General features: G+C 71.5%; 20 protein-coding genes. 13 read left to right on the forward strand and 7 right to left on the reverse strand.

Annotated elements, in window-relative coordinates; genetic code table 11:
• Positions 1 to 2: 2 nt before the first annotated feature.
• The gene (locus AB0H93_RS01125; RefSeq protein ID WP_358565455.1) at positions 3 to 1,325 is read left to right on the forward strand and encodes an MFS transporter; all 1,323 of its coding nucleotides are present in this window, start codon (positions 3 to 5) and stop codon (positions 1,323 to 1,325) included.
• 3 nt (positions 1,326 to 1,328) lie between these two features.
• Here AB0H93_RS01125 and AB0H93_RS01130 read toward each other — a convergent pair whose 3' ends face one another.
• Positions 1,329 to 2,216, reverse strand: a complete 888-nt coding sequence (locus AB0H93_RS01130) for a LysR substrate-binding domain-containing protein (protein ID WP_358565458.1) — start codon at positions 2,214 to 2,216, stop codon at positions 1,329 to 1,331.
• Between the two features lie 91 nt (positions 2,217 to 2,307).
• On the opposite strand from AB0H93_RS01130, the gene AB0H93_RS01135 reads away from it, so the two are divergent.
• Genes AB0H93_RS01135 through AB0H93_RS01145 form a run of 3 tightly spaced genes read left to right on the forward strand, consistent with a single transcriptional unit; the run spans position 2,308 to position 4,569 of the window.
• A complete protein-coding gene (locus tag AB0H93_RS01135; RefSeq protein ID WP_358565461.1) occupies positions 2,308 to 3,405 on the forward strand; it encodes an aminotransferase class V-fold PLP-dependent enzyme in 1,098 nt (365 codons plus the stop codon).
• A 19-nt stretch (positions 3,406 to 3,424) separates the two neighbouring features.
• A complete protein-coding gene (locus AB0H93_RS01140; protein ID WP_358565464.1) occupies positions 3,425 to 3,967 on the forward strand; it encodes a thiamine pyrophosphate-binding protein in 543 nt (180 codons plus the stop codon).
• Complete coding sequence (locus tag AB0H93_RS01145) at positions 3,964 to 4,569, forward strand: thiamine pyrophosphate-dependent enzyme (protein ID WP_358565467.1); 606 nt, start codon at positions 3,964 to 3,966, stop codon at positions 4,567 to 4,569. The genes AB0H93_RS01140 and AB0H93_RS01145 overlap by 4 nt, the downstream gene beginning before the upstream one ends.
• Here the strand turns inward: AB0H93_RS01145 and AB0H93_RS01150 are convergent.
• Positions 4,551 to 5,318, reverse strand: a complete 768-nt coding sequence (locus tag AB0H93_RS01150; protein WP_358565470.1) for an SDR family NAD(P)-dependent oxidoreductase — start codon at positions 5,316 to 5,318, stop codon at positions 4,551 to 4,553. The two genes, AB0H93_RS01145 and AB0H93_RS01150, sit on opposite strands and share 19 nt — an antisense overlap.
• A gap of 411 nt (positions 5,319 to 5,729) precedes the next feature.
• Here AB0H93_RS01150 and AB0H93_RS01155 point away from each other — a divergent pair, with 411 nt between their 5' ends.
• On the forward strand, positions 5,730 to 7,661 hold the full coding sequence (locus AB0H93_RS01155) for a S9 family peptidase (RefSeq protein ID WP_358565473.1): 1,932 nt from the start codon (positions 5,730 to 5,732) through the stop codon (positions 7,659 to 7,661).
• 56 nt (positions 7,662 to 7,717) lie between these two features.
• Here the strand turns inward: AB0H93_RS01155 and AB0H93_RS01160 are convergent, their stop codons facing one another.
• Positions 7,718 to 8,119 (reverse strand): FHA domain-containing protein, encoded by a 402-nt coding sequence (locus tag AB0H93_RS01160; RefSeq protein WP_358565476.1) that lies wholly within the window; start codon positions 8,117 to 8,119, stop codon positions 7,718 to 7,720.
• 377 nt (positions 8,120 to 8,496) lie between these two features.
• Here AB0H93_RS01160 and AB0H93_RS01165 point away from each other — a divergent pair, with 377 nt between their 5' ends.
• A complete protein-coding gene (locus tag AB0H93_RS01165) occupies positions 8,497 to 10,599 on the forward strand; it encodes an EAL domain-containing protein (RefSeq protein ID WP_358565479.1) in 2,103 nt (700 codons plus the stop codon).
• Between the two features lie 27 nt (positions 10,600 to 10,626).
• Here AB0H93_RS01165 and AB0H93_RS01170 read toward each other — a convergent pair whose 3' ends face one another.
• Positions 10,627 to 11,163, reverse strand: coding sequence for a TIGR03086 family metal-binding protein (locus tag AB0H93_RS01170; protein WP_358565482.1), 537 nt, complete (start codon positions 11,161 to 11,163; stop codon positions 10,627 to 10,629).
• Between the two features lie 151 nt (positions 11,164 to 11,314).
• Between AB0H93_RS01170 and AB0H93_RS01175 the strand changes: the two genes are divergently transcribed.
• From AB0H93_RS01175 to AB0H93_RS01185, 3 genes are read left to right on the forward strand one after another with little or no spacing between them, the layout of a single operon-like run.
• Complete coding sequence (locus AB0H93_RS01175; protein ID WP_358565485.1) at positions 11,315 to 11,977, forward strand: TetR/AcrR family transcriptional regulator; 663 nt, start codon at positions 11,315 to 11,317, stop codon at positions 11,975 to 11,977.
• Positions 11,970 to 12,875, forward strand: a complete 906-nt coding sequence (locus AB0H93_RS01180) for an ABC transporter ATP-binding protein (RefSeq protein WP_358565488.1) — start codon at positions 11,970 to 11,972, stop codon at positions 12,873 to 12,875. The genes AB0H93_RS01175 and AB0H93_RS01180 overlap by 8 nt, the downstream gene beginning before the upstream one ends.
• On the forward strand, positions 12,872 to 14,464 hold the full coding sequence (locus AB0H93_RS01185) for an ABC transporter permease (RefSeq protein WP_358565491.1): 1,593 nt from the start codon (positions 12,872 to 12,874) through the stop codon (positions 14,462 to 14,464). Before AB0H93_RS01180 ends, AB0H93_RS01185 begins: the two co-directional genes overlap by 4 nt.
• 31 nt (positions 14,465 to 14,495) lie before the next feature.
• Here AB0H93_RS01185 and AB0H93_RS01190 read toward each other — a convergent pair whose 3' ends face one another.
• Both AB0H93_RS01190 and AB0H93_RS01195 read right to left on the reverse strand, forming a co-directional pair.
• Entirely contained in the window at positions 14,496 to 16,010 is a 1,515-nt protein-coding gene (locus AB0H93_RS01190; RefSeq protein ID WP_358565494.1) for an acetyl-CoA hydrolase/transferase family protein, read from the reverse strand.
• A gap of 319 nt (positions 16,011 to 16,329) precedes the next feature.
• Entirely contained in the window at positions 16,330 to 17,151 is an 822-nt protein-coding gene (locus AB0H93_RS01195; RefSeq protein ID WP_358565497.1) for an IclR family transcriptional regulator C-terminal domain-containing protein, read from the reverse strand.
• 349 nt (positions 17,152 to 17,500) lie between these two features.
• Here AB0H93_RS01195 and AB0H93_RS01200 point away from each other — a divergent pair, with 349 nt between their 5' ends.
• Positions 17,501 to 18,727 (forward strand): MFS transporter, encoded by a 1,227-nt coding sequence (locus tag AB0H93_RS01200; protein ID WP_358565500.1) that lies wholly within the window; start codon positions 17,501 to 17,503, stop codon positions 18,725 to 18,727.
• An 18-nt stretch (positions 18,728 to 18,745) separates the two neighbouring features.
• On the opposite strand, the gene AB0H93_RS01205 is transcribed toward AB0H93_RS01200, so the two are convergent.
• Complete coding sequence (locus AB0H93_RS01205; protein ID WP_358565503.1) at positions 18,746 to 19,981, reverse strand: FAD-dependent oxidoreductase; 1,236 nt, start codon at positions 19,979 to 19,981, stop codon at positions 18,746 to 18,748.
• 64 nt (positions 19,982 to 20,045) lie between these two features.
• Here AB0H93_RS01205 and AB0H93_RS01210 point away from each other — a divergent pair, with 64 nt between their 5' ends.
• From AB0H93_RS01210 to AB0H93_RS01220, 3 genes are all read left to right on the forward strand, one after another.
• Positions 20,046 to 20,639: a TetR/AcrR family transcriptional regulator gene (locus tag AB0H93_RS01210; protein ID WP_358565506.1), complete on the forward strand. Its 594-nt coding sequence runs from the start codon at positions 20,046 to 20,048 to the stop codon at positions 20,637 to 20,639.
• Between the two features lie 93 nt (positions 20,640 to 20,732).
• Entirely contained in the window at positions 20,733 to 21,143 is a 411-nt protein-coding gene (locus AB0H93_RS01215; RefSeq protein WP_358565509.1) for a hypothetical protein, read from the forward strand.
• A 137-nt stretch (positions 21,144 to 21,280) separates the two neighbouring features.
• Positions 21,281 to 22,300: a LacI family DNA-binding transcriptional regulator gene (locus AB0H93_RS01220; RefSeq protein ID WP_358565511.1), complete on the forward strand. Its 1,020-nt coding sequence runs from the start codon at positions 21,281 to 21,283 to the stop codon at positions 22,298 to 22,300.
• Positions 22,301 to 22,368 lie beyond the last annotated feature (68 nt).

The following is a 22,368-nucleotide window of genomic DNA, read 5'->3' on the forward strand; positions in this document are numbered from 1 at the left end:
GCATGACCGCGAATACCCCGCCCGCACCTCATCGGGACGTGCGCGGGGTGATCAGCTGGGCGCTGTGGGACTGGGGTTCCGCAGCGTTCAACACCGTGATCTTGACGTTCGTGTTCACGGTGTACCTGACCGAGGGCGTGGCCGCCGATCCGAAGAGCGGCTCGGAGTCCCTCGGCCTCGCACTCACGATCTCGGGTGTGTGCATCGCGCTGGTGGCGCCGGTGACCGGGCAGCGCAGCGACGCCGGCGGGCGTCGCAAGCTGTGGCTGGCGGTGCACACCGCGCTCGTGGTGGCCAGCACGGCCGGGCTGTTCTTCGTCCGGGACGATCCGGCTTACCTGCTGCTGGGCCTCGTGCTGATCTCGGTGGGCAGCGTGTTCTCCGAGTTCGCCACGGTGAACTACAACGCGATGCTGCTCCAGGTCTCGACGCCCGCGACGATCGGCCGCATCTCCGGTTTCGGTTGGGGCCTGGGCTATTTCGGCGGGCTGATCGCGCTGGTGATCGTGCTGATCGGCTTCGTGCAGCCCGATGTCGGCCTTTTCGGCGTGACCTCGCAGGACGGGCTGAACATCCGCGTCGTGGCGCTGTTCGCGGCCGCGTGGTTCGCGGTGTTCGCGCTGCCGCTGTTCTTCTTCGTGCCCGAGGCGGAGTCCTCCGGCGAGCCGCTGCGCCGCGCGATCTTCAGCAGCTACGTCGTGCTCGGGAAGCGACTGGCCCGGATGTGGCGCACCGAGCGGCGGACGCTGGGTTTCCTGGTGGCCAGCGCGCTCTACCGGGACGGCCTGGCCGCGATCTTCACCTTCGGCGGCGTGATCGCCGCGGGCACGTTCGGCTTCACCGCCACCGAGGTGGTGGTCTTCGCGATCACGGCGAACCTCGTCGCCGGCCTCGGCGCGTTCCTGGGCGGTCGCGCGGACGACCGGTTCGGCCCGAAGACCGTCATCATGGCGTCGCTGATCGGGCTGGTTGTGGTGGGCGGAGCGCTGGTCGCGGTGCCCGGCAAACCGGCCTTCTGGGTCGGCGGGCTGCTGCTGGCGATCTTCCTGGGGCCGACCCAGTCGGCCAGCCGGACCTTCCTCGCGCGCATCGCCACCCCCGGCCGGGAGGGCGAGGTGTTCGGCCTCTACGCCACCACCGGTCGGGCCGTGAGCTTCCTCGGACCGCTGGCGTTCAGCGGCTTCATCGCCTTCTTCGGCACCCAGCGCGCGGGCATGGGCGGCATCGTCGTGATCCTGCTGATCGGGCTGCTGGCGATGCTGCCCGTGGCGGCCCCCGACCGCTCCGGCAACTCCGACGACCTGGCGACCACCGACGCCCCGTGACCGTCAGGCCATCCGGCGGGCCAACGCGGGCGCCTGCCGCTTCGCGAGCGCGAGGAAGGCTTGCAGCGCCGGGCTGTGCGCTTCCTGGCTCCGCGCGGCGAGTCCGAGGCGCCGGTGGCCGGTCGGTCGCACCGGGCGGGTCACGAGCGTTCCGGGCAGCGCCGGCACCGCCAGTTCCGGCATGAGCGTCACTCCGAGCCCGCCCTCGACCATGGCCAGCGCCGTGGAACCTTCCTGCACGGCACCGGATTCCATCGGTTCCAGCCCGTGTTCGCGGAACGTGCTCCGGACCAGCGTCGCGCAGCCCCCGGACGACAGGATCAACGGTTCCGGCACGAGCTCGGCCAGCGGGACGACGTGGTGCCGCGCGAGGCGGTGGGTCTCGGGGACGACCAGGACGAGCTCGTCCTCGGCCAGGACGACGACGTCGTGGCCGTCCGCCGGCAGCACGACGAACGCGACGTCGACTTCGCCGTCGGCGAGCAGGTCCCTGGTCTGCAGGTCGTTGCCTTCCCGCAGCGTGACCTCGACGTCGGGGTGCTCCCGCCGGTAGGCGGCGAGGAGCCCGGGCAGCAGGCGCGTCGACGCGCTGGTGAAGCTCCCGACGCGCAGGCGTCCCGCTCGCAGTCCGCGCATCGCGAGGACTTCGTCCTCGGCCACCCGCAGGCGCGCGAGGACCGCTCGCGCATGCTCCGCGACCCGCGCCCCCGCGTCGGTTGCGCTCGCCCCGCCGCGTCCGCGGCGCACGAGCCCCACGCCGAGCTCGCGCTCCAGCCCGTTCACCGCGTGGCTCACCGCGCCCTGCGTGACGTGCAGGGTGGCGGCGGCCTTCGTGAACGAACCGGTGTCGAGCACCGCGACGAGGCATCTCAGCTGCTGCAGCTCCACCATCAACCGCCTTCATGGAAGGCATGAAAACCATTCCATTGACTCATGCTCCCAGCTTCCCGATCCTCGGTACAACCCTGATCGAGGAGGCACCGTGGATCTGGCGAGGTTCCGAGAGCAGTTCGCCGTCCTGGACCGCATCGCGTGGCTGTTCACCCCGAGCTGCGCGCCCGCCGCCGAGCCGGTGCTGCGTGCGCTCCACGCGGAGCTCGCGAACTGGGATCTCGGCGACTTCTCCTGGCCGCAGCGCGATCAGGCGGCTCAGCACAGCCGGTGCCAGGTCGCCGGGCTGCTCGGCGTCGATCCCGAGCACGTCGCGCTCGTCCAGTCGGTGGCGGAGGCGGTCGCGACGGTGGCCGCGGCGCTGCCGGCCGGCAGCAGTGTCGTCGTCGGCGCCGAGGAGTTCCGCAGCAACATCTTTCCCCTGCTCGCTGCGGAACAACGCGGCGTGCACGTGGAGCAGGTGCCGATGCCGGGCGGCTGCCTGCGCAGCGAATCCCTGGTGGCGGCGATAACCGAGGACACGACTCTGGTGGCGCTGAGCGACGTGCAGTCCGCGACGGGGTGGCGCACCGATCTGGCGGCCGTCTCGGCACGGTGCCGGGAAGTGGGTGCGCAGTTGTTCGTCGACGCGACGCAAAGCGCCGGCGTGCTGACGCTGCCCGCGGACGTGGATCCCGACTTCATCGCGATCCACGGCTACAAGTGGTTGTTGTGCCCGCGCGGCGCCGCATGGCTCTACGTGCGTCACGACCGGCTTGCCGCGCTCACGCCGCTGGCGCCCAACGTCAAGACTTCCGAGCCACAGGACTACTACGGCGGTCCGCTGTCCTACGCGCCCGGCGCACGCAGGCTCGACATGTCGCCGTGCTGGCCTTCCTGGGCCGGCGCTGCCGCCGCGCTCGACCTGCTGCTGGCGCTCGACGCAGCTGAGCTCGAACGGCACTGCCTGGAACTGGCCGGGCTGCTCCGGGAAGGCGCCCAGGAGCGGGGATTCCGCTGCTCCCCCACCGAACGGCCGAGCCACGTCGTGACCATCGCGGTCCCGGACGCCGACACCGCGGTGCACCGGCTGGCGGCCCGCGATGTGCGTGCGACGGCGCGGGCCGGTGCCCTAAGGTTCGGCCTGCACGGCTTCAACACGGCCGACGACGTCTCGCGCACCCTGTCCGCCCTCGAATCCACCGCCTGACGCCCAACGGAGCTGATCCATGGCCGGATCCAATGCGTACACCGACGCCGCGGTCGCCGGCGTCCTCGACTGGGAACCCGAACTCCTCGTCCACGTCCCGTCCTCGCACGCGGCCCCGCTGATCCGCGCCTTCGAGCAGGCCGGCACGCCGTCGGTGCTGGCGAACCGCGAAGAAGAGGCCGTCGGCATCGCGGGCGGCGCAGCGCTGGCGGGCAAGCGAGCGCTCATCGTCATGCAGGACAACGGTTTCGGCAACGCCCTGACCGCGCTCACCACCTTCGCCAAGGCCTACCACGTCGGCCTGCCGATCCTGGCGAACACCCGCGGCGGGCTCGGCGAGTACAACGCGATGATCCACGAGTTCTCCGCCGGGGTCCCGGCGCTGCTGACCGCGGCGGGCATCCACCACACGCCGCTGGGCCCGCACGTCTCGCCGGAGGCCTGGCGGGTCACCACGCGGGACCTGTGCCGCACTGCGGCGATGACCCGCCGCCCCATGGTCGCGCTGCTGGACCTGCTGCACCCCGCCGTCGAACTGCGCCCCGAGGAGGCCGCCCGATGATGGATCGCCTCACCGCCCTCGCGGTCGTCGACGACGTCGTCTGCACCGACCCGTTGGTCGTCACCTGCGGTGCCACGGCGAGAGAACTCGCCCACCACCACGGCCGCGACAGCCACCTTTACCTGCTCGATTCGATGGGCCTGTCCGCGGCGGTCGGCCTGGGCATCGCCCTGGCAGGCGATCACCGGGTGTGGGCGATCGAAGGCGACGGATCGCTGCTCATGGGCCTGAACGCGCTCCCGACGCTCGGAGCCAACGCACCCGCCGAGTACACGCTGATCGTGCTCGACAACCACCAGCACGCATCGGCGGACAAGATGCCGACGCAAGCCGAACACGTCCGGCTCGCGGATCTCACGGCCGCGGCGGGGCTGAAGACCGCGGAGGCGACGGACCCCGACGGACTCCGCGAAGCGCTGCTGAACGCCCGGTCCGCCGACGGCCCGAAGGCGGTGGTGGCGCGAATAGCGGGCGGAAACGCGCCGAACACCCCCTGGCTCCTCGACGACCCGGCCACGATCGCCACCCGATTCCGCCAGAACCTCCTTCTCCAGCAACATGATTCGGCCACCGACCGCGAGGGTCATGCGGAGGTCTTGTAGACGCTCCAGCCTCCGTCGACGACGAGGCTTGCTCCCGTTATGAAGGACGCCTCTTCGCTGAGGAGGAAGGCTATCGGCGCCGCGATCTCTTCGGGGTCTCCGATCCTTCCCGCCGCGGTCTGCTCCGCCGTCCGCTTGCGGTCCGCTTCCGGGACTTCGTCCCAGGCTCGGGTCAGGATCGGCCCCGGGAGGACGCTGTTGACCCTGATGCGCGGGCCGTACTCGACCGCCAGTTGCCGGGTCAGGCCCGTCAGCCCCGCTTTCGCCGCCGCGTAGGCGGGGCGGCCCGGCAAGCCGACCAGGGCGTGCACCGACGAGGTCAGCACCGCGGCTCCCGCCGTCTCGGCCAGGTCTTCCAGGCACGCCTTGAACCCGAGGAACGCTCCCGTGAGGCTGACCGCCAACTGGTGGTCCCACGACTCGCGGGTGGTCGCGTCGGCGGGCGCCACCCGGACCGCGTAGGCGTTGCCGACCAGCGCCGACACCGGCCCGAACGCTTCGCGCGCGGCGTGCACCGCCGCGGTCCAGTCGGCCTCGTCGGCGACGTCGCAGCGCTGGAACAGCGCTCGCCCGCCGGCCGAGTTGATGTCGGCGGCGACCGCGCTGCCGCCTTCGGCGTCCACGTCGGCAACCAGCACACCTGCGCCCTCGGCCGCGAGCCTGCGCGCGGTGGCCGCTCCGATGCCCGATGCCGCGCCGGTCACGACGGCCGTCCGGCCCGACAACCGGCCCGATGCCACAGCAGCCATGTTCCTCCGTCCCTCGGGATTCCAGTCCATGCTGCCGCCGGCTCGGCCGATCCACCAGGGCCCGCGGACGGAAAACCAGGGGCCGAAGGGTGCGGAAGCGGTCTTCCAGACCAGCGCATGGACGCTGATCTGGTTGCCGCTCAACCGCTCCAGGTCCGGAGTGTCCACTTTCTACTTCCGGACCGACTACGCCTCCCATGTCAACGCAGCTGCGACCGGTCGTCTACCGGGCCCGGCTGCCGGAGACCCCCGCCGCGACACGCGAGCCATCGGACCGCCGATGGTTGACCGCGCCCCTGGGGCATGGTGTTGAGTCGGGTTCGCGCGCACCAGACGGAGCCCGCCATCCGCGCGCTCGACCCCGAGCGCACCGTCCACACACGACGCTGCCGCCCCTGATTGGAGCACTGGATGACCAAGGTCCCGAGTCGAGGACCACTGCCGAAGTTGATCGACGTCGAGGAGTTCTTAGCCGACCCGGAGTTCGCCGTTCCGTCGATCTCGCCGGACGGGACGAGGATCGCTTACCTGGCGCCGAAGTACGGGCGGCGCAACGTGTGGGTGCGCGGGATCGACGAGGGGCACGAGGACGCGGTGTGCGTCACGCACGACGCCCGCCGGGGGATCACGACCTACCTGTGGACCGACGACCCGCGCTGGCTGCTGTACCTGCAGGACACCGACGGCAACGAGGACTGGCACCTCTACCGGGTGGACCTGGACGCGCCGGACAAGCCTGCGGTCGACCTGACACCGATGGAGCAGGGATCGCGCGTGTTCGGCGCCGAGCCGTTGCCCTCGGTCCCCGGGAGCGTGCTGGTCACGATGAACCGGCGGCCGATGTCCATCGACCTGTTCCGGATCGACGTCGCCACCGGCGAGACGACACTGCACCTGGAGCAGGCCGACCCGAGGGGCCACGTCCTGCTCGACCGCAACGGCGAGCCGGCGTTCCACTCGCTGCTGGCCGAGGACGGCGCCCACGAGTTCTCCGCGATCGACCCCGGGGCCGGGGAGAAGCGGCTCCTGCGCCGCATCGGCGGCGCGGAGCACCCGGTGGGGGTGCAGCCGCAGCTGGTGACGCCCGACGGGAAGGGACTGCTGGTCGGCACCTACCAGGACTCCGACGACCTGCGACTGGTCCGCATCGACCGGGAGACCGGCGAGGAGACCGTGGTCGCCGCCGTGGAGGGGCACAGCCTGTACATCCTGGGCGAGATGGCCCCCGGTGTGCTGCCGCCCACCGTGTTCACCAGCCAGCGCACCGGCGAGGCCCTCGCGGCTCGCTTCGTCGGCGACCGGCCTCGGATCGAGGTGCTGGACGCGCACTTCGCCGAGGTCTACGCCGAGCTGGCGAAGCTCTCCGACGGCGTGCTGGGCACGCTGTCGTCGGACGAGTCGGAGCAACGGTGGATCGCGACGTTCGTCCACGACCGCGAGCCGGCGGCGACCTGGTTCTACGACCACGGCACGGGCGAGAGCCGACTGCTGTTCCGCCCGTACCCGCGGCTGGACCCGGCCGACCTGGCTCCCATGACGGCGGTGCACTTCCCGGCCCGAGACGGGCTGCCGATGCACGCGTTCCTCACGCTGCCGGTCGGGATCGAACCGCGGAGCCTGCCCCTGGTGCTGCTGGTGCACGGCGGACCGTGGTTGCACGACACGTGGGGCTACAGCCCGCAGGCGCAGTTCCTGGCCAACCGCGGCTACGCGGTGCTGCAGGTCAACTTCCGCGGCTCGACGGGCTACGGGAAGCGGCACACCACCGCCGCGATCGGCGAGTTCGCGCGCGCCATGCACGACGATCTCATCGACGCCGCCGACTGGGCGATCGCGCAGGGCTACGCCGACCCGGACCGCATCGGCATCTTCGGCCTCTCCTACGGCGGCTACGCGGCGCTCGTCGGCGTCACCGTCACACCCGGCTACTTCGCCGCCGCGGTCGACTACTGCGGCATCTCCGACCTGGCGAACTTCATGCGCACCCTGCCGCCGTTCACCAGGCCTTACAACGCCAACAGCTGGTACCGCTACGTCGGCGACCCCGACGACCCCGCCCAGGAGGCCGACATGCTGGCCCGCTCACCGATCACCATGGCCGACCGGATCCGCACGCCGCTGCTGGTCGCCCAGGGCGCCAACGACGTCCGCGTCGTCCAGGCCGAATCCGACAACATCGTCACGTCCCTGCGCGATCGCGGCGTCCCCGTCGAGTACGTCGTCGCCGAGGACGAAGGCCACGGCTTCGAGAACCCCGAGAACCAGTTCCGGCTGTACCGCGCCATCGAGCGGCACTTCGCCGCGCACCTCGGCGGCCGCCGCGACACCTCGGCCCCGGCATAGCGGCCACCAGGTCCGGCGGCGATCATCCGATGTGGACGATCGCCGCGGACGGGGGGTCAGGCCGCGCGGAAGGTGAACCGGTAGGTGCCGATCCAGAGCTCGTCGCCGTCGGACAGCTCCGCCCGGTCCACCGGGCTGCGGTTGAGGTAGGTGCCGTTCAGCGAGCCCGAATCGATGATCGCGTACCGGTCGCCGACGCGGTGGATCCGGGCGTGCCGGAGCGAGACCGTGGGCGCGTCGAGCGTGATGTCGCAATCCCGGCCGCGTCCCACGGTCACCGCGTCGGCGACCGGGATGACGGTGCCGGCGTGGGGACCGCGGCGGACCACCAGCGCCGCGCCCCCGCCTGCGACGCGTGGTGCGGGCGTGGCGGCCCCGGCCTGCGCCGGGATCGCGGGCGGCTCGTCGCCGAAGGTTCCGACGGGCATGGCGGCCGCACCGCATCGACTCTGGTTCATGGCGTCCTCCTGACGGATTCGAGTCGCCGTCGCGCACGCGGCGGCTGCCGGTGCAGGTCGTCGGGGGAACCCGCCAGGCCCGGCACCGTTGCGGCCGGGCCCGTGCAATCCAAGTTACCGACGAAACCCGGACACTCCGTGAGAATTGGCTGAGAGGACACCAGGAATTCACCCGTGTCGAGCAGCGCGGGATCCGACCATTGGACTGGTCCACAGTGGATCACGATGGAACACGAATACGAAATCAGTTCAACGTTTCGGCCGGTGCGCCGGAGCCGAAGTCCCAGCGCAGTGGCCTTGCACACGTTCTCCCGAGCGGGAGCCGACGGGGACCTGTTGCTCGGTCCCCGCCGTGGCTACGCTCTACTGCGGCAACCGTGCAAGTCCGGGTGCATTCGGGGGCGATAATTCTGCGAACGAAGAACGGGCTGACCCATTCGGAACAACTCGGGTTCCCGCAAGCGCAAGAGGTCGGACTCGACCTGCTGGCCACCGCCATCAACGAGTACGCGATCTACATGCTCGACGCGAACGGGACCGTGACGAGCTGGAACCCGGGCGCCGAACGCATGAAGGGCTACCGCAGCGACGAAATCGTCGGGCGGCACTTCTCCGTGTTCTACCCGCCCGAGGCCGCGGCCGAACGCCGGCCGGAGCGGGAGCTCGAACGCGCCGCGCGCACCGGCTACCACCAGGCCGAGGGGTGGCGCGTCCGCAAGGACGGCACGCGCTTCTGGGCCCACGTCGTCACCGCCGCGCTGCGGTCCTCCGACGGCAGCCTGCGCGGCTTCGCCAAGGTCACCAGGGACGACACCGAGTCCCACACCCGGCTGGAGCGCTCCAGCGAGCGATTCACCAACCTGATGGGCCTGACCCCGGTGGGCATCGCCCTGTTCGACGAGTCGCACCGGCTGGCCCGGGCCAACGACGCGCTGTGCGACCTGCTCGACTCGGAGATATCCGAGCTGCACGGCACGCGGGCCGACGACCTGCGGCACCCCCAGGACCGGTCGGGCCCGCTCGTCATGATCTCGGATGCGCCGACCCACCGGGTGCTCAAGCGGGCCGACGGCCGGCCGGTGCACTGCGACCTCCGCTGCGCCGCCGCGGTGCAGGACGACGGGCGGCTGTTCTGGCTGGTGGCGTTCCAGGACATCACCGAACGGCACCGGCGGGCCGAGGAGCTCCGCTACCAGGCCACCCACGACTCGCTGACCGGGCTGTTCAACCGCCGCGCGGTCAAGGAACTCCTCGACGAACTGGTGAGCGGGCCCGGCGCCGAGCGGGTCGGCGTGCTGTTCTGCGACATCGACAACTTCAAGCGGGTGAACGACTCCCTGGGCCACGACGCCGGGGACGAGCTGGTCGCGACCCTGGCCCGCAGGCTGCGCAGCGGCATGCCGCCGGGATGCGTCCCGGCCCGGCTCTCCGGTGACGAGTTCGTGGTGGTCTGCCGCGACGTCGACGCCGTGGGCGGCCTGGAGGCGCTGGGCGCGAAGGTGTCCGGCCTGCTCCGCACCGTGGTGCGCCTGCAGGGCCAGCCGGTGCAGGTGTCGGCCGCGGTCGGCTGCGCGATGCCCGACGGCACCGCGACCTGCGGCGACGACCTGCTCCGCTTCGCCGACGCCGCCATGTACCGGGCGAAGCGGCGTGGCCCGGGGCGGGTGGCGCTGGCCGATCCGGGGCTGGCCCAGGCCATCAACCAGCAGCTGCGGCTGGAGGCGGAGCTGCGCGAGGCCATCGACAACGACGACCTCGTGCTCCACTACCAGCCTGTGGTGGACGCCGCGGGCAACGTGGTGTCGGCCGAGGCGCTGGTCCGGTGGCAGCACCCCGAGCACGGCCTGCTCTACCCGGACGTCTTCCTGCCCGTCGCCGAGCAGGGCGACCTGCTGCGCGACCTGGACCGGTGGGTGCTGCGCACCGCCCTGAGCCGGGCCGCCCGGTGGCCGACCGTCGGCGGGCGCCCGGTCGGCATCGCGGTGAACCTCGCCGGGTTGCTGCCCGACGACCCGGAGTTCACCGCCGAGGTGACCGGGGCCATCGCCGAGTCCGGCATCGAGCCGAACCGCGTCGTCCTCGAACTGGTCGAGACGGTGCTGGTCGACCTGCCGAGCGGGCCGCGCCGCGCGATGCTCGAACTCGTCGACCGCGGCGTGCGGTTCGCCGTCGACGACTTCGGCACCGGCTACTCCTCGCTGGCCCGGATCAAGGACCTGCCGGCGCAGATCATCAAGGCGGACCGCAGCTTCGTCTCCGACCTCGGCGTCGGCTCCCGCGATCTGGCGGTCGCCCGCGCGGTGGCGGAGTTCGCCCGCGCGCTGAACTGCCAGACCGTGGCCGAAGGCGTCGAGACGGCGGAGCAGTTCAACCTGCTCGCCAGCGTCGGGATCGACGTGTACCAGGGCTTCCTGTTCGCCCGCCCGGTCCAGGAGGACCGGTTCACCGCCCTCCTGGAGCAGGGCCTTCCGCTTCCGTGACCCGATTCCGTTGCCGCGCAACGGAATTCATGGGGTGCGGCCGGTGATGGCGACGATGCGATCGAACAGCGGGGCGTCGGCCGACGTCTCGACCGGACTCCCCCACAGGCTCTCGACCGGGGCGTTCGGGACGAACTCCGCCACGTGGTCGAGGCAGGCCCGCAGGGTCTCCTCGGGCAGCTCGAAGGGCTGACCGGTCGCCTTCGCGAGGTCCCAGCCGTGCACGACCACCTCGGTGAGCGCGATCTTGCCCCACACCTCGTTCGGCAGTTCCACTCCCGCGCCGCCGGAGCTGCCCCGCCAGGCCGCCGGGTCGTCCCACGCCTCGCCGAGCGCCCGGACGTGCTCGGCGACCTCGTGCCGCCAGTCGTCGCCGAGGCTGGCGGCACGCTCGCCCACGTCGCCGCCGGCGAGCGCGGCGAAACCGTGAGCGGCCTCGTCGACGTGGTCGATCAGGTCGACGACGGTGTACTCGGCGCAGGGCGTGGGGGCGGCGAGCTGGTCGTCCGCGATGCCTGCCAGCAGGTCGTTCATCCGGCGGCAGGCGGGCTTCAGGTCGATCACTGATCCTCCTCGGGTTCCGTTCCCCGATGTAGACGGCTCGCGCAACCGGGAATCGTCGGCGCGCGCCGAAATCACCACTCCCGCACTACACACGTGTGTAGTAGTCTTCTCTCATGAATAGTCAGATGCACGTGTGGATAGGTGACGGGACATGAGCCTGCCGGGACTGGATCCGGAGGACCTGACCGCCCGGGCGCGGATCCGGGACGCGGCGCTGCGGCACTTCGGCGAGCACGGCTTCGACCGGGCGACGATCCGCGGGATCGCCGAGACGGCGGGCGTGTCGTCGGGGCTGGTGCGCCACCACTTCGGCTCCAAGGAAGCGCTGCGCGACGCCTGCGACGCCTACCTCGCCAAGGTCCTGAACGGGATCAACGACGACGTCAGGGCCGATAGCGCGCCGGGCGGCGTGAACTACGTGGGCGTCGCGGGCGCCGCCTTCGGCCCGTACCAGCGGTACGTCGCGCGAGCACTGGTCGAGGGGCGGGCCGCGCCGCTGTTCGACAAGCTCGCCGAGCTGGGCGCGCAGTGGCTGGCGGAAGCCGACCGGAAGCGTTCCGATCCGCCGGAGGTGTCCCCGGAGCAGCGCGCGACCGTCAGCGCGGCGATGGCGCTGTCCATCGCGGTCATGCACGAGCACGTGTCCCGCGGCCTCGGCGTCGACGTGTTCACCCCGCAGGGCGAGAACGTGCTGGCCCGCGTCCTGCTCGACCTCTACTCCCATCCGCTCCTCAGCCCGGAGGAAGCCGCCGCCATCCGGTCGCGGCTGCCCGCCGGTGGAAACCCCGTTCCCGGAGAAGGTCTTGATGACTGACGCGATATCGATCACCGGTCTGGTCAAGGAGTTCGGCCGGACCACGGCGCTGGACGGCCTCGACCTCTCGGTGCGAACCGGTGAGGTGCACGGCTTCCTCGGCCCGAACGGCGCCGGGAAGAGCACGACGATCAGGATCCTGCTCGGGCTGTTGCGCGCCGACGCGGGCACTGCCCGGCTACTCGACGGCGATCCGTGGCGGGACGCGACGAGCCTGCACCGCAGGCTCGCCTACGTGCCGGGCGACGTCACGCTCTGGCCCGGACTTTCCGGCGGCGAGGTCATCGACCTCCTCGCGCAACTGCGCGGCGGCGCCGACCACGCCAGGCGCGCGGAGCTGATCGACCGCTTCGACCTGGATCCCCGCACCAAGTCCCGCGCCTATTCCAAGGGGAACCGGCAGAAGGTGGCGCTGATCGCCGCGCTCGCCTCCGACGCCGAGCTCCTCATCCTCGACGAACCCACCTCGGGCCTGGACCCGCTGATGGAGGTGGTGTTCCGCGACGTCGTCCGGGAGGAGGTGCGGCGCGGCGGCCGGACCGTGCTGCTGTCCAGCCACATCCTCGGCGAGGTCGAGGAGTTGTGCGATCGCGTCACCATCATCCGCGACGGGCGGGCCGTCGACTCCGGTTCCCTCGCCGAACTCCGCCACCTGGCCCGCACCTCCGTGCGCGCCGAACTCGCAGGCCCCGCGGACGGGCTCGCCGAGCTCGCGGGAGTGCACGACTTCCGGACTGAGGACGGCCAGGTGTGCTTCGAAGCCGATGCCGACGCCCTCGGCCCGGCGCTGACCCGGCTCGGCTCGATCGGCGTTCGCAGCCTCGTCAGCCGGCCGCCCACGCTCGAAGAGCTCTTCCTGCGGCACTACGGCAAAACCCCTGCGGAGGCCACCCGATGAGCAGCCTCGCCGGAACCTCCCGCCTGGTGCGGCTGGCGCTGCGCCGCGAGCGGAACATCGCGCCGTGGTGGGTCCTCCTGCTCATCACCATGTCGCTGATCATGGTCGCCTACATCAACCGGAACATGGGCACGCCGGAGCTGAAGGCGACCTACACCGCGATGATCAACCAGAACGCCTTCTTCCGGGCACTCGGCGGCGGAACCGTCGAACCGGACCTCGGCGTCCTCTCCTCCTGGCGCAGCGGCGGATTCCTGTACGTGATGAACGGTCTCGCCGCCCTGATGGCCGTCGTCCGGTACACCCGCGCCGACGAGGACGCCGGCCGCGCCGAGCTGCTGCGCGCGGGTGCGGTCAGCCGCTACGCCGCGCTCACCGCCGCCCTGGCCGTGGCGGGCGGGGTGAGCCTGGCCGGCGGCGCGCTGACCGCCGTCGCGCTGATCGCGACCGGGCTGGACCCGGTGGGGTCGATCGCCTACGGGGCGGGCATCACCGCCGCCGGTTGGGTGTTCGGCGGAGTCGCCGCGGTCGCCGCCCAGCTCGCGCAGAACGCCCGCACCGCAAGGGCTTTCGCGCTTTCCGCCCTCGGCGCCGCCTATGTCCTGCGCTACGCCGGCGACGCGAGCGGGCAGTACTGGATGACGTACGTGTCGCCGATCGGCTGGAGCCACTTGGTGGCGCCGTACCGCGACGAGCGGTGGTGGCTGATCGCGGTGTCGATCGCCACGGCCGCGGCGCTGTCGGCGATCGCCTACCGCCTCGTGGATCGCCGCGACCTCGGAGCCGGCCTGATCCCCGAGCGCACCGGCCCCGCGTCCGCGCCGCGCCTGCGCGGCCCGATCAGCCTGTCCTGGCGCCTGAACCGCGGCCTGCTGGTGAAGTGGGCCGTCGGGCTCGCGGTGTTCGCGGCCGCCGCCGGCGCGCTGAGCACCCTGGCGCACCAGCTGCTCAACGCGCCCGGCGCGGCCCGGCTGCTGGAGAACTTCGGCGGCCGGGTGGGTTCGGAGCTCCACTACTTCCTGTGGCCCATCATCCTGATCTTCGCGCACGTCATCGCCCTGTACCCGGTGCTGATGGTCCAGCGGCTGCGCGCCGAGGAGAGCAGCGGCCGGGCCGAAGCAGCGCAGGCCACGCCGATGACGCGGCTGCGCTGGGCGGCCGGGCACCTGCTGGTGACCGGCCTCGGCACGGCGGCGCTGCTGGCCGTCACCGGACTCGTCTTCGGGGTGTTCTTCGCTTTGCTCGTAGGCGATTTCGCGACGGACGTGCCGCGCATCCTCCTCCAGGCGATGGGAACCGTCCCGGCCGCGTGGCTGGTGGGTGCGGTCTGCGCATTCGCCTACGGGCTCCTGCCGAAGGCGAGCGGGGCGATCTGCTGGGCGGTGTGGGTGGCGACGGCCGCGCTGGGGCAGATCGCCGGCCCGCTGTACGGGGTGTGGGGCGGAACGCCGTTCGAGCCGTTCCACTACATCCCGAACACCATCGCCGGAAACCCCTTCGACCCGGGCCCGGCACTGGTGATGATCGCGCTGTCGGCCGCCCTGCTCGGCGGCGGACTGCTGGCCCTCCGCCGCCGGGACTTCGGCTAGGCGGGAGGCGGTTCGGTTCCGCCGCCGGCCGCTAGGCCGGGCGCATGGTGCCTTCGTCGAGGTAGCGCTGGTGCCAGGACAGGGCCTCGCCGAGGAGGTGCGGGGTGTGGCGGCCGAACGACGATTCCAGGGCGCGGTCGAAGTAATCCCGCAGCGCCGGGCGGAAATCGGGGTGCGCGCACCGCTCGATGATCAGCTCCGCGCGCCTGCGGGGCGAGAGGCCGCGCAGATCCGCCAGGCCCTGCTCGGTCACGATCACGTCGACGTCGTGCTCGGTGTGGTCCACGTGCGAGACCATCGGCACGATCGAGGACACGGCGCCGCCCTTGGCCACCGACGGCGTCACGAAGATCGAAACGTAGGCGTTGCGCGCGAAGTCCCCCGAGCCGCCGATGCCGTTCTGGATCCGGCTGCCCATCAGGTGCGTCGAGTTGATGTTGCCGTAGATGTCGGCCTCCACGATGCCGTTCATCGCCAGGCAGCCGAGCCGGCGCACGACCTCCGGATGGTTGCTGATCTCCTGCGGCCGCAGCACGATCTTGTCGCGGTAGGCGGCGGCGTCGCGGTTGAAGCGGTCCACCGCCGCCGGGCTCAGCGAGAACGCGGTCGCGGACGCCATCCGGAGCTTTCCCGACTCGATCAGCTGCAGCATGCCGTCCTGGATCACCTCGGTGTAGGCGGTCAGCCCGTCGAACGGGCCCGCCTGCAGCCCGGCGAGGACGGCGTTCGCCACGTTGCCCACCCCGGACTGCAGCGGGAGCAGGTCCCGCGGCAGCCGGCCGGACCGCACCTCCAGGTCCAGGAAGTCCAGCACGTGCCCGGCGATCCGCCCGGACGTCTCGTCCGGCGGCGTGAAAACCGTGTTGCGGTCGGGCGATTCGGTCTCGACCACCGCGATCACCTTGTCCGCCGGGCATTCCAGGTACGGCACGCCGATCCGGTCGGCGGGATGCGTGATCGGGACGGGCTTGCGCCGCGGCGGCAGCGCCGTCCCGTAGTAGATGTCGTGCATCCCTTCCAGGTGCTCGCTCTGCCACGAGTTGACCTCGAGGATGACCCGGTCGGCCCGCTCCAGCCAGGTCTTGTTGTTGCCCACCGACGAGGACGGGATCAGGCGGCCGTCCTCGGTGATGCCGCTGACCTCCACGACGGCGACGTCCAGTTCGCCGAAGACGCCCTGCCACACGCGCTGCGCGACGTGCGAGAGGTGGATGTCGGTGTAGTCCATCCGGCCGGAGTTGATCTTCTCGCGGGTGACCGGGTCGGACTGGTACGGCAGCCGCAGGTCGATGCCCTCCACCTCGGCGAGCGCGCCGTCGAGCTCCGGGGCGGTGGACGCGCCGGTCCACAGGCCGACCTTCATCGGCTCCCCCTCCGCGCGGGCCGCGGCGACCCGCTTGGCCAGCGCGCCCGGCACCTCCTTCGGATATCCGGCGCCGGTGAAGCCGCTCATGCCCACGTTGTCGCCGGTCCCGATCAGCCCGGCTGCCTCCTCGGCGTCGACGATCTTCGCCGCCAGCTGCCGGTTCCGAACCCTGCGGGTCATGTCCGCCCCTCCCGCTCCATCGAGGTCGAAGGCGCCACCCGCGATTCGCCGAACGCCGCCAGGGTGGCCTGATGTGACGGGGATCCTAAGCACGGAGCGCAGCGGAAAATAGCCGTGACGCAGGGCACCACGGCCGCGAGGACCCGCAGAGCTGCGTCGAATCCCGGCGTTTTCACTGGTGGGCAAGGCAAATCGGCGCAACGCCGGTGCGCGGGAAGTCGTCGGCGGCTCGTTCGCACGGCGACACCAGCGGTCGTCCAGCGAACAACGGAGGCCGCGCCGATTTCGCGCGAAATCGCCAGCACCGCTCGGCGCCGCATCACACTCCTGGTGGCGGCACGCGGCCGGGCGCTCCAGGACGGCTCGCCGGTGGCTTCAGCCGCAGGTCCGCTTCGATCCGGGCTGCCGTCGCCACCAGCAGGGGCACGATCTCGCGCCGCACGCTGTCCTCCGACGCGCTGTGCGCGTCCAGCGAGACGTTGACCGCCGCGAACACCTTCCCGTCGGCGTCGCGGATCGGCGCGGCGACACCGCGCAGGCCCTCCTCCAGTTCGCTGTCGGAGATCACGAAGCCCTGCTTCCGCACCCTCACGAGATCCGCGAGCAGGCCTTCGCGGGTGGTGATGGTGTGCGGCGTGAGCGCCGCCAGGTCCGTCGAGCGCAGCCGCGCCTCCAACCGCTCCGGCGGCATTCCGGCCAGCAGCACCTTGCCCATCGACGTGGCGTGCGCGGGGAAGCGGGTGCCGACCGGGATCGCCACGGACAGCAGCTTCGGGCTCGGCACCTGCGCGATGTAGCAGATCTCATCGCCTTCGAGCACGGCCACCGCGGTCATCTCCCGCAGTTCCCGGGTGAGCCGGCGCAGGTGCGGCTCGGCGATCTGCGGCAGCGACCGGCTGGACAGGTAGGCGTAGCCGAACTCCAGGACCTGCGGCGTCAGCGCGAAGTGCCGCTCGTCGTGGCGGACGTAGCCGAGGTCGACCAGCGTCAGCAGGATCCGCCGGGCCCCGGCCCGGTCCAGGCCGCTGGCCTGCGCCACCTCGGTCAGCGTCAGCTCGGCCCGCCCGGGCGAGAACGCCCGCAGCACCGACAGGGTCCGCTCGACCGAGCGGACGAAGTGCCCACCACGTTCCTCCGGCACGCCGCCTCCCGTTCCTCCCGGCTGGATGTCCCGCCCGATTCTGCGCCGCGAACATCTCGGTCCACAAAGGACATCTGTCGACGCGGCCTAGCGTCGCCCTCACTCTATTGAGTGACAACACTGATTCGTCCACTACGCACCGTGTCTCGTTTCACGGCCCACGAGGTGGACAGGACCGCCGCCAGACCCCGAAACTGGACACCGAACAACCGACGGTGACGCGGCCAGCATTTGGGCCGGACTTCTTCGCGTACTTCTTCTGTATCGATACAGAAGTCCACCGCGTCCCGGCAGCGGCCATCACGACCCGCCGCGCTCCCCCGATCCCCGCTCCCCCGAGAGGACAACTGTGCCCATCGCGCTGCTCGCACTGGCCATCGGCGCCTTCGGCATCGGCACGACCGAGTTCGTCATGATGGGCGTGCTGCCCCAGGCGGCCGCCGACCTCGGCGTGTCGATCCCGACCGCCGGCAATCTGATCACGGGTTATGCGCTCGGCGTGGTGATCGGCGCCCCGGCTCTGACGATCCTGGGCGCGCGGCTGCCCCGCAAAGCCATGCTCGTCGGCACGATGAGCCTCTTCACGGTCGGCAACCTGCTCTTCGCGCTGTCCCCGAGCGCGGAGATCGGCACGGCGTTCCGGTTCCTGGCCGGCCTGCCGCACGGCGCGTTCTTCGGCGCCGGCGCCGTCGTGGCGACCAGCCTCGCCGGGCCCGGCAACCGTGCCAAGGCGGTCTCGATGATGTTCATGGGCCTCACGCTGGCCAACGTCGTCGGCGTGCCGCTCGGCACGCTGCTGGGCCAGCAGTTCGGCTGGCGCGCCACGTTCGCCGTGGTCGCCGCCATCGGTCTCGTCGCCGTCGCCGCCATCGTCCGGCTGGTGCCCGCCCAGGGCCGCCCCGCGCCCTCCGAGGCCTCGGTGCGCGGGCAGCTCGCCGCGTTCCGCCTGCCGCAGGTGTGGCTGGCGCTGGCGATCGTGACCTTCGGCCTCGGCGGCACGTTCGCCTGCCTGAGCTACCTGACCCCGATCCTCACCGACGTGTCCGGGTACTCCCCGACCGGCGTGACGGGCCTGCTGGTGCTGGCCGGGCTCGGCATGACGCTGGGCAACTTCCTGGGCGGCCGGGTCGCCGACAAGGCTCTGATGCCCGGCCTGTACGCCGTGCTGATCGGGCTGGCCGTGGTGCTCGGCGCGTTCACGATCACCTCCGGCGACAAGCTGGCCGCCGCGGTGACGGTCTTCGTGATCGGCGCCCTCGGCTTCATGGTCGCGCCGATCATGCAGGCCGTGGTGATGGACAAGGCCGGCGGGGCTCCGGCGCTCGTGTCGGCGGCGCTGCAGTCCGCCTTCAACGTCGCGAACTCCATCGGCGCCTACGCCGGTGGCCTGGCGATCGCCCACGGCCTCGGGCTGCTGTCACCGAACCTGGTCGGCTCGGCGCTTTCGGTGATCGGCCTCGCGCTCGCCGCGTTCTCCGGAACCTTGGAGCGCAACAGCGAGCGCGCGGCGGTCACCCCGGCAGAAGCCGCAGAAATCCCGGCCATGCGGACGGAACGCGAGCTGGTCGCGGCCTGATCCTCCACTGAGGACAGATCAGGCCGCCGCCCTGCGCGCGAACATGGGCGCGTGTTCGGGGAGGACCCCCATTCCGCCGATGTAGGCGGTCACACCGCGCAGGAACGGCGCGCGTTGCAGGGCGCGCAGCATCAGCGGCAGCTTGTTCTCGTCGAGCGTGCCGTCGAGCGCCGGCCGCAGCAGCATCTCGTGCTCGCCGCGCTGCGACTGCTGCGCCACCGCCATCGGCAGCCACCGGCGGCGCTGGATCTTCGCGAACGCAGCGGCGGGAACCCGGCCGTGCCGAAGCGGTTCCACCAGCACCCGGGCCGCCGCGACGGCGTCCTGCACGGCGAGGTTGACGCCGACGCCGCCGACCGGCGACATCGTGTGCGCGGCGTCGCCGATGCACAGCACGCCGTCGCCGTACCAGCGGCGAAGCCGGTTCATCTCCACCCGCAGCAGCTTCACGTCGTCCCACGAGCGCACCGACTCCAGCCGGGCTTCCGGCCAGCCGAACAGGTCGGCCAGCCGCGCCCTGAACACCGCGATGTCCTGCGCGCGCAGGGCCTCGTTCCGACCCTTCCCGATCAGGTAAGACGTCTGGAAGTAGTCGCCGCGGTCCATGGTGACCGAGACCTGCCCGCCGCCGAAGTGGCCGAACACCTCGCCGTCCGCGTCGCCGCCGACCTTGGGCACCCGGATCTGCCACACGTCCATCGGCACGTCGTAGGAGATCGGCCGCAGCCCGGCCTCCCGGCGCACCACCGACCAGCGGCCGTCGCAACCGACGGTCAGCGGCGCAGCGAGTTCGCGCTCCGCGCCGTCGGCGTCGCGGTAGTGCACGCCTGTGGTTCGACCGGCGCCGTCCTTGCGCAGACCCGTCACGGCGCTGCACATGCGCAGCGTGAACGACGGCTCCTCGGCGGCCGCGGTGGCCAGCAGGTCGAGGAAGTCCCACTGCGGCACCATCGCGATGTGCCGGTACGGCTCGCGGAGCCGCCCGAAGTCGGCCATGACCACCGTCTTCGAGCCGATCTGGATGCGCATCTTCGCCAGCTTCCCGGCCGGCAGCTCGGCGAACCGCTCGCCCAGACCGAGCTCGTCGAGCAGCCGCAGCGTGGATGGATGCACGGTGTCGCCGCGGAAATCCCGCAGGAAGTCCTGGTGCTTCTCCAGCACCGTCACCGCCACGCCGGCACGCGCGAGCAGCAGGCCCAGCATCATCCCCGCCGGGCCGCCGCCGACGATGCAGCACTGCGTTCGATCTGTCATGGCGACCACGCTAGCAGAAACTTAGAGTCTCTCTAATTTTAGATCTCGTGTAGGATTGGCGACCATGAGTGACCGGCCCGGGCTGCGGGAGCGGAAGAAGCGGCGCACCAAGCAGGCCCTGATCGAGGCGGCCATCCGACTGTTCGATGAGAAGGGCTACGACAGCACGACCGTCGCCGAGATCGCGGCGGCCGCCGAGGTGTCGCCCGCGACGTTCTTCAACTACTTCTCGGCCAAGGACGAGGTCGTCTTCGCCGACGACGGTCTCTACGACGACCTGCTCCAGGAGGCCTTCGCCGGTCGCGCCGCCGACGAGCAGCCGGAAGACCTGCTGCTGCGCACGATCCACCAGCTCAGCACCGCCGACGCCTGGAGCTTTCCCTTCGACCACGAGCTGACCCGGATCCGGGCCCGGCTGATCGCCACCGTCCCGGCCTTGCGCGCGGGCGCCTTGCTCCGCAACGCATCCCTGCAACAACGGCTCGCGCACGCCCTCCACGAGGCCTATCCCGCGGAGCTCGACGCGCTGCAGGCCGCGGCGCTGACCGGGGCCCTGATCGGCGCGATCGACGCGGCCATGCACTCCGGCCCCGACCGGGAACCGACCACCGACGCCGTCCTGCGGGCCGCGGAGATCGCGCTGCGCGGCCGCCGGTGAACGGCGCTGCGAGCCGGGGTCTTTGGCCTCTGGATCAGACAGTTCCGCCTCCCGCACGGTGAGTCCCAGGCAGGGCGAGCGGAGGAGGCGGCGATGACCACGCACGGAGCACGACGCATGCACACCGGTTGGGTGGGATGGGTGTACTTCGCCGCCACCATCCTGCTGCTGACCGGCATCGTCCAGGTGATCAACGGGGCGATCGCATTCTCCCGCTCCGGCACGACGTACGTGACGCCGGCCGGATCGGCGGTGCAGATCAGCTACGCCGGGGTCGGCTGGAGCTTCCTGATCACCGGTGTCGTGCTCGCCGCCACCGGGGTCGGGCTGTTCGGCGGTCGCACCTGGGCGCGTGCCGTGGCCATCGCCATGGCGGTGATCAGCATCCTGACCAACATCGCCTTCTTCATGGCCTATCCGCTGTGGTCGGCGGTGGTGATCGTGCTCGACGTGGTCGTGATCTACGCGCTGGCCGCCCACGGCCGGGAGGCCGGCCACCGGTAGCCGGGCGGATCCCGGCGTTCCACAGTGGATCGCCGCGCGCCCATCGCGGCCGCCCGGCCAGGTGCGTCGAGTACGCTGCGCTCCGGGACGTCGCGCCGCCCCGGTGTTCTCCGGCGCGGGCCGGGAAGGAGCGCCGGGTGAAGCGGCCGACGATCATCGACATCGCCCGGGAGGTCGGGGTTTCGAAGGCCGCCGTCTCCTACGCGCTCAACGGGCGCGCCGGGGTCTCGCCACAGACCCGGGAGCGCATCCTCGACGTCGCGACGGCGATGGGCTGGCGGGCCAGCAGCGCGGCGCGCGCCCTGTCCAACGACCGGGCGGCGAACGTCGGCATCGTGCTCGCCCGATCCCCGGAGGTGCTGCGCACCGAGCCGTTCTTCATGCAGATGCTGGCCGGCCTGGAGCAAACCCTTTCGGCGGACGGGTTTTCGCTTCAGCTCGCGCTCGCGGCGGACACCGGCACCGAGCTGGACACCTACCGGCGCTGGTGGGCGGAGCGGCGGGTCGACGGCGTGGTGCTGACCGACCTCCGGGTCTCCGACCCGCGCCCGGAACTGCTGCGCGAACTGGGGACGCCGGCGGTGTTCTTCGGCACCGCGGGGCCGATGCCGGGGATCCCGGTCCTGCGGGCCGACGAGGACGAGGCCATCCGCAGCGCGATCACGCACCTCGTGGAGCTCGGTCACCGCCGGATCGGGCACGTGCAGGGGCCGCCCGATCTCCAGCACACCGTTCGGCGGGCGGACGCGCTGCGCCGAGCCGTGGGCGAAACGCCGGGCCTCTCGGTGCACCACGCGCCCGGCGACTACACCGAGGAGGGCGGGGTTCGCGCCACGCGCCGCCTGCTCTCAGCACCGAATCCCCCGACGGCGGTCATCTACGACAACGACGTGATGGCGGTCGCGGCAGTGGTGCACGCCGAGGAGCTGGGCGTGCGGGTTCCGGCCGATCTCTCGGTGCTGGCGTGGGACGACTCGATGTTGTGCCAGGTGGTTCGCCCCGCCATCACCGCGTTCGCGCACAGCGTCGTCGTGGATTCCGCCACCGCCGCGCGCATGCTGCTGGAAGTGATCGAGACCGGTTCGGCCGACGACGGCGAGCTGTCGCCGCGGACGCTGGTGCCGCGCGGGAGCACCGCGACCGCTCCCGGCAACTGAGCGGTCAACGGTAACGAAATGATCACGCCACCGATCGGCCCTTCTGATTAACCGGTTAAGTCCCTAGC

Origin of the sequence: Saccharopolyspora sp. NPDC050642 (assembly GCF_040654735.1) — a bacterium.
GTDB classification, from domain to species: Bacteria; Actinomycetota; Actinomycetes; order Mycobacteriales; family Pseudonocardiaceae; genus Saccharopolyspora; species Saccharopolyspora elongata.

What these genes read in the sequence shown, in the direction of transcription:
- AB0H93_RS01190 (WP_358565494.1), bottom strand. Translation starts at nt 16,010, where the DNA reads ATGACCCGCAGGGTTCGGAACCGGCAGCTGGCGGCGAAGATCGTCGAC.
- AB0H93_RS01180 (WP_358565488.1), top strand. Translation starts at nt 11,970, where the DNA reads ATGACTGACGCGATATCGATCACCGGTCTGGTCAAGGAGTTCGGCCGG.
- AB0H93_RS01125 (WP_358565455.1), top strand. Translation starts at nt 3, where the DNA reads ATGACCGCGAATACCCCGCCCGCACCTCATCGGGACGTGCGCGGGGTG.
- AB0H93_RS01175 (WP_358565485.1), top strand. Translation starts at nt 11,315, where the DNA reads ATGAGCCTGCCGGGACTGGATCCGGAGGACCTGACCGCCCGGGCGCGG.
- AB0H93_RS01155 (WP_358565473.1), top strand. Translation starts at nt 5,730, where the DNA reads ATGACCAAGGTCCCGAGTCGAGGACCACTGCCGAAGTTGATCGACGTC.
- AB0H93_RS01130 (WP_358565458.1), bottom strand. Translation starts at nt 2,216, where the DNA reads ATGGTGGAGCTGCAGCAGCTGAGATGCCTCGTCGCGGTGCTCGACACC.
- AB0H93_RS01210 (WP_358565506.1), top strand. Translation starts at nt 20,046, where the DNA reads ATGAGTGACCGGCCCGGGCTGCGGGAGCGGAAGAAGCGGCGCACCAAG.
- AB0H93_RS01145 (WP_358565467.1), top strand. Translation starts at nt 3,964, where the DNA reads ATGATGGATCGCCTCACCGCCCTCGCGGTCGTCGACGACGTCGTCTGC.
- AB0H93_RS01205 (WP_358565503.1), bottom strand. Translation starts at nt 19,981, where the DNA reads ATGACAGATCGAACGCAGTGCTGCATCGTCGGCGGCGGCCCGGCGGGG.
- AB0H93_RS01215 (WP_358565509.1), top strand. Translation starts at nt 20,733, where the DNA reads ATGACCACGCACGGAGCACGACGCATGCACACCGGTTGGGTGGGATGG.
- AB0H93_RS01150 (WP_358565470.1), bottom strand. Translation starts at nt 5,318, where the DNA reads ATGGCTGCTGTGGCATCGGGCCGGTTGTCGGGCCGGACGGCCGTCGTG.
- AB0H93_RS01140 (WP_358565464.1), top strand. Translation starts at nt 3,425, where the DNA reads ATGGCCGGATCCAATGCGTACACCGACGCCGCGGTCGCCGGCGTCCTC.
- AB0H93_RS01185 (WP_358565491.1), top strand. Translation starts at nt 12,872, where the DNA reads ATGAGCAGCCTCGCCGGAACCTCCCGCCTGGTGCGGCTGGCGCTGCGC.
- AB0H93_RS01160 (WP_358565476.1), bottom strand. Translation starts at nt 8,119, where the DNA reads ATGAACCAGAGTCGATGCGGTGCGGCCGCCATGCCCGTCGGAACCTTC.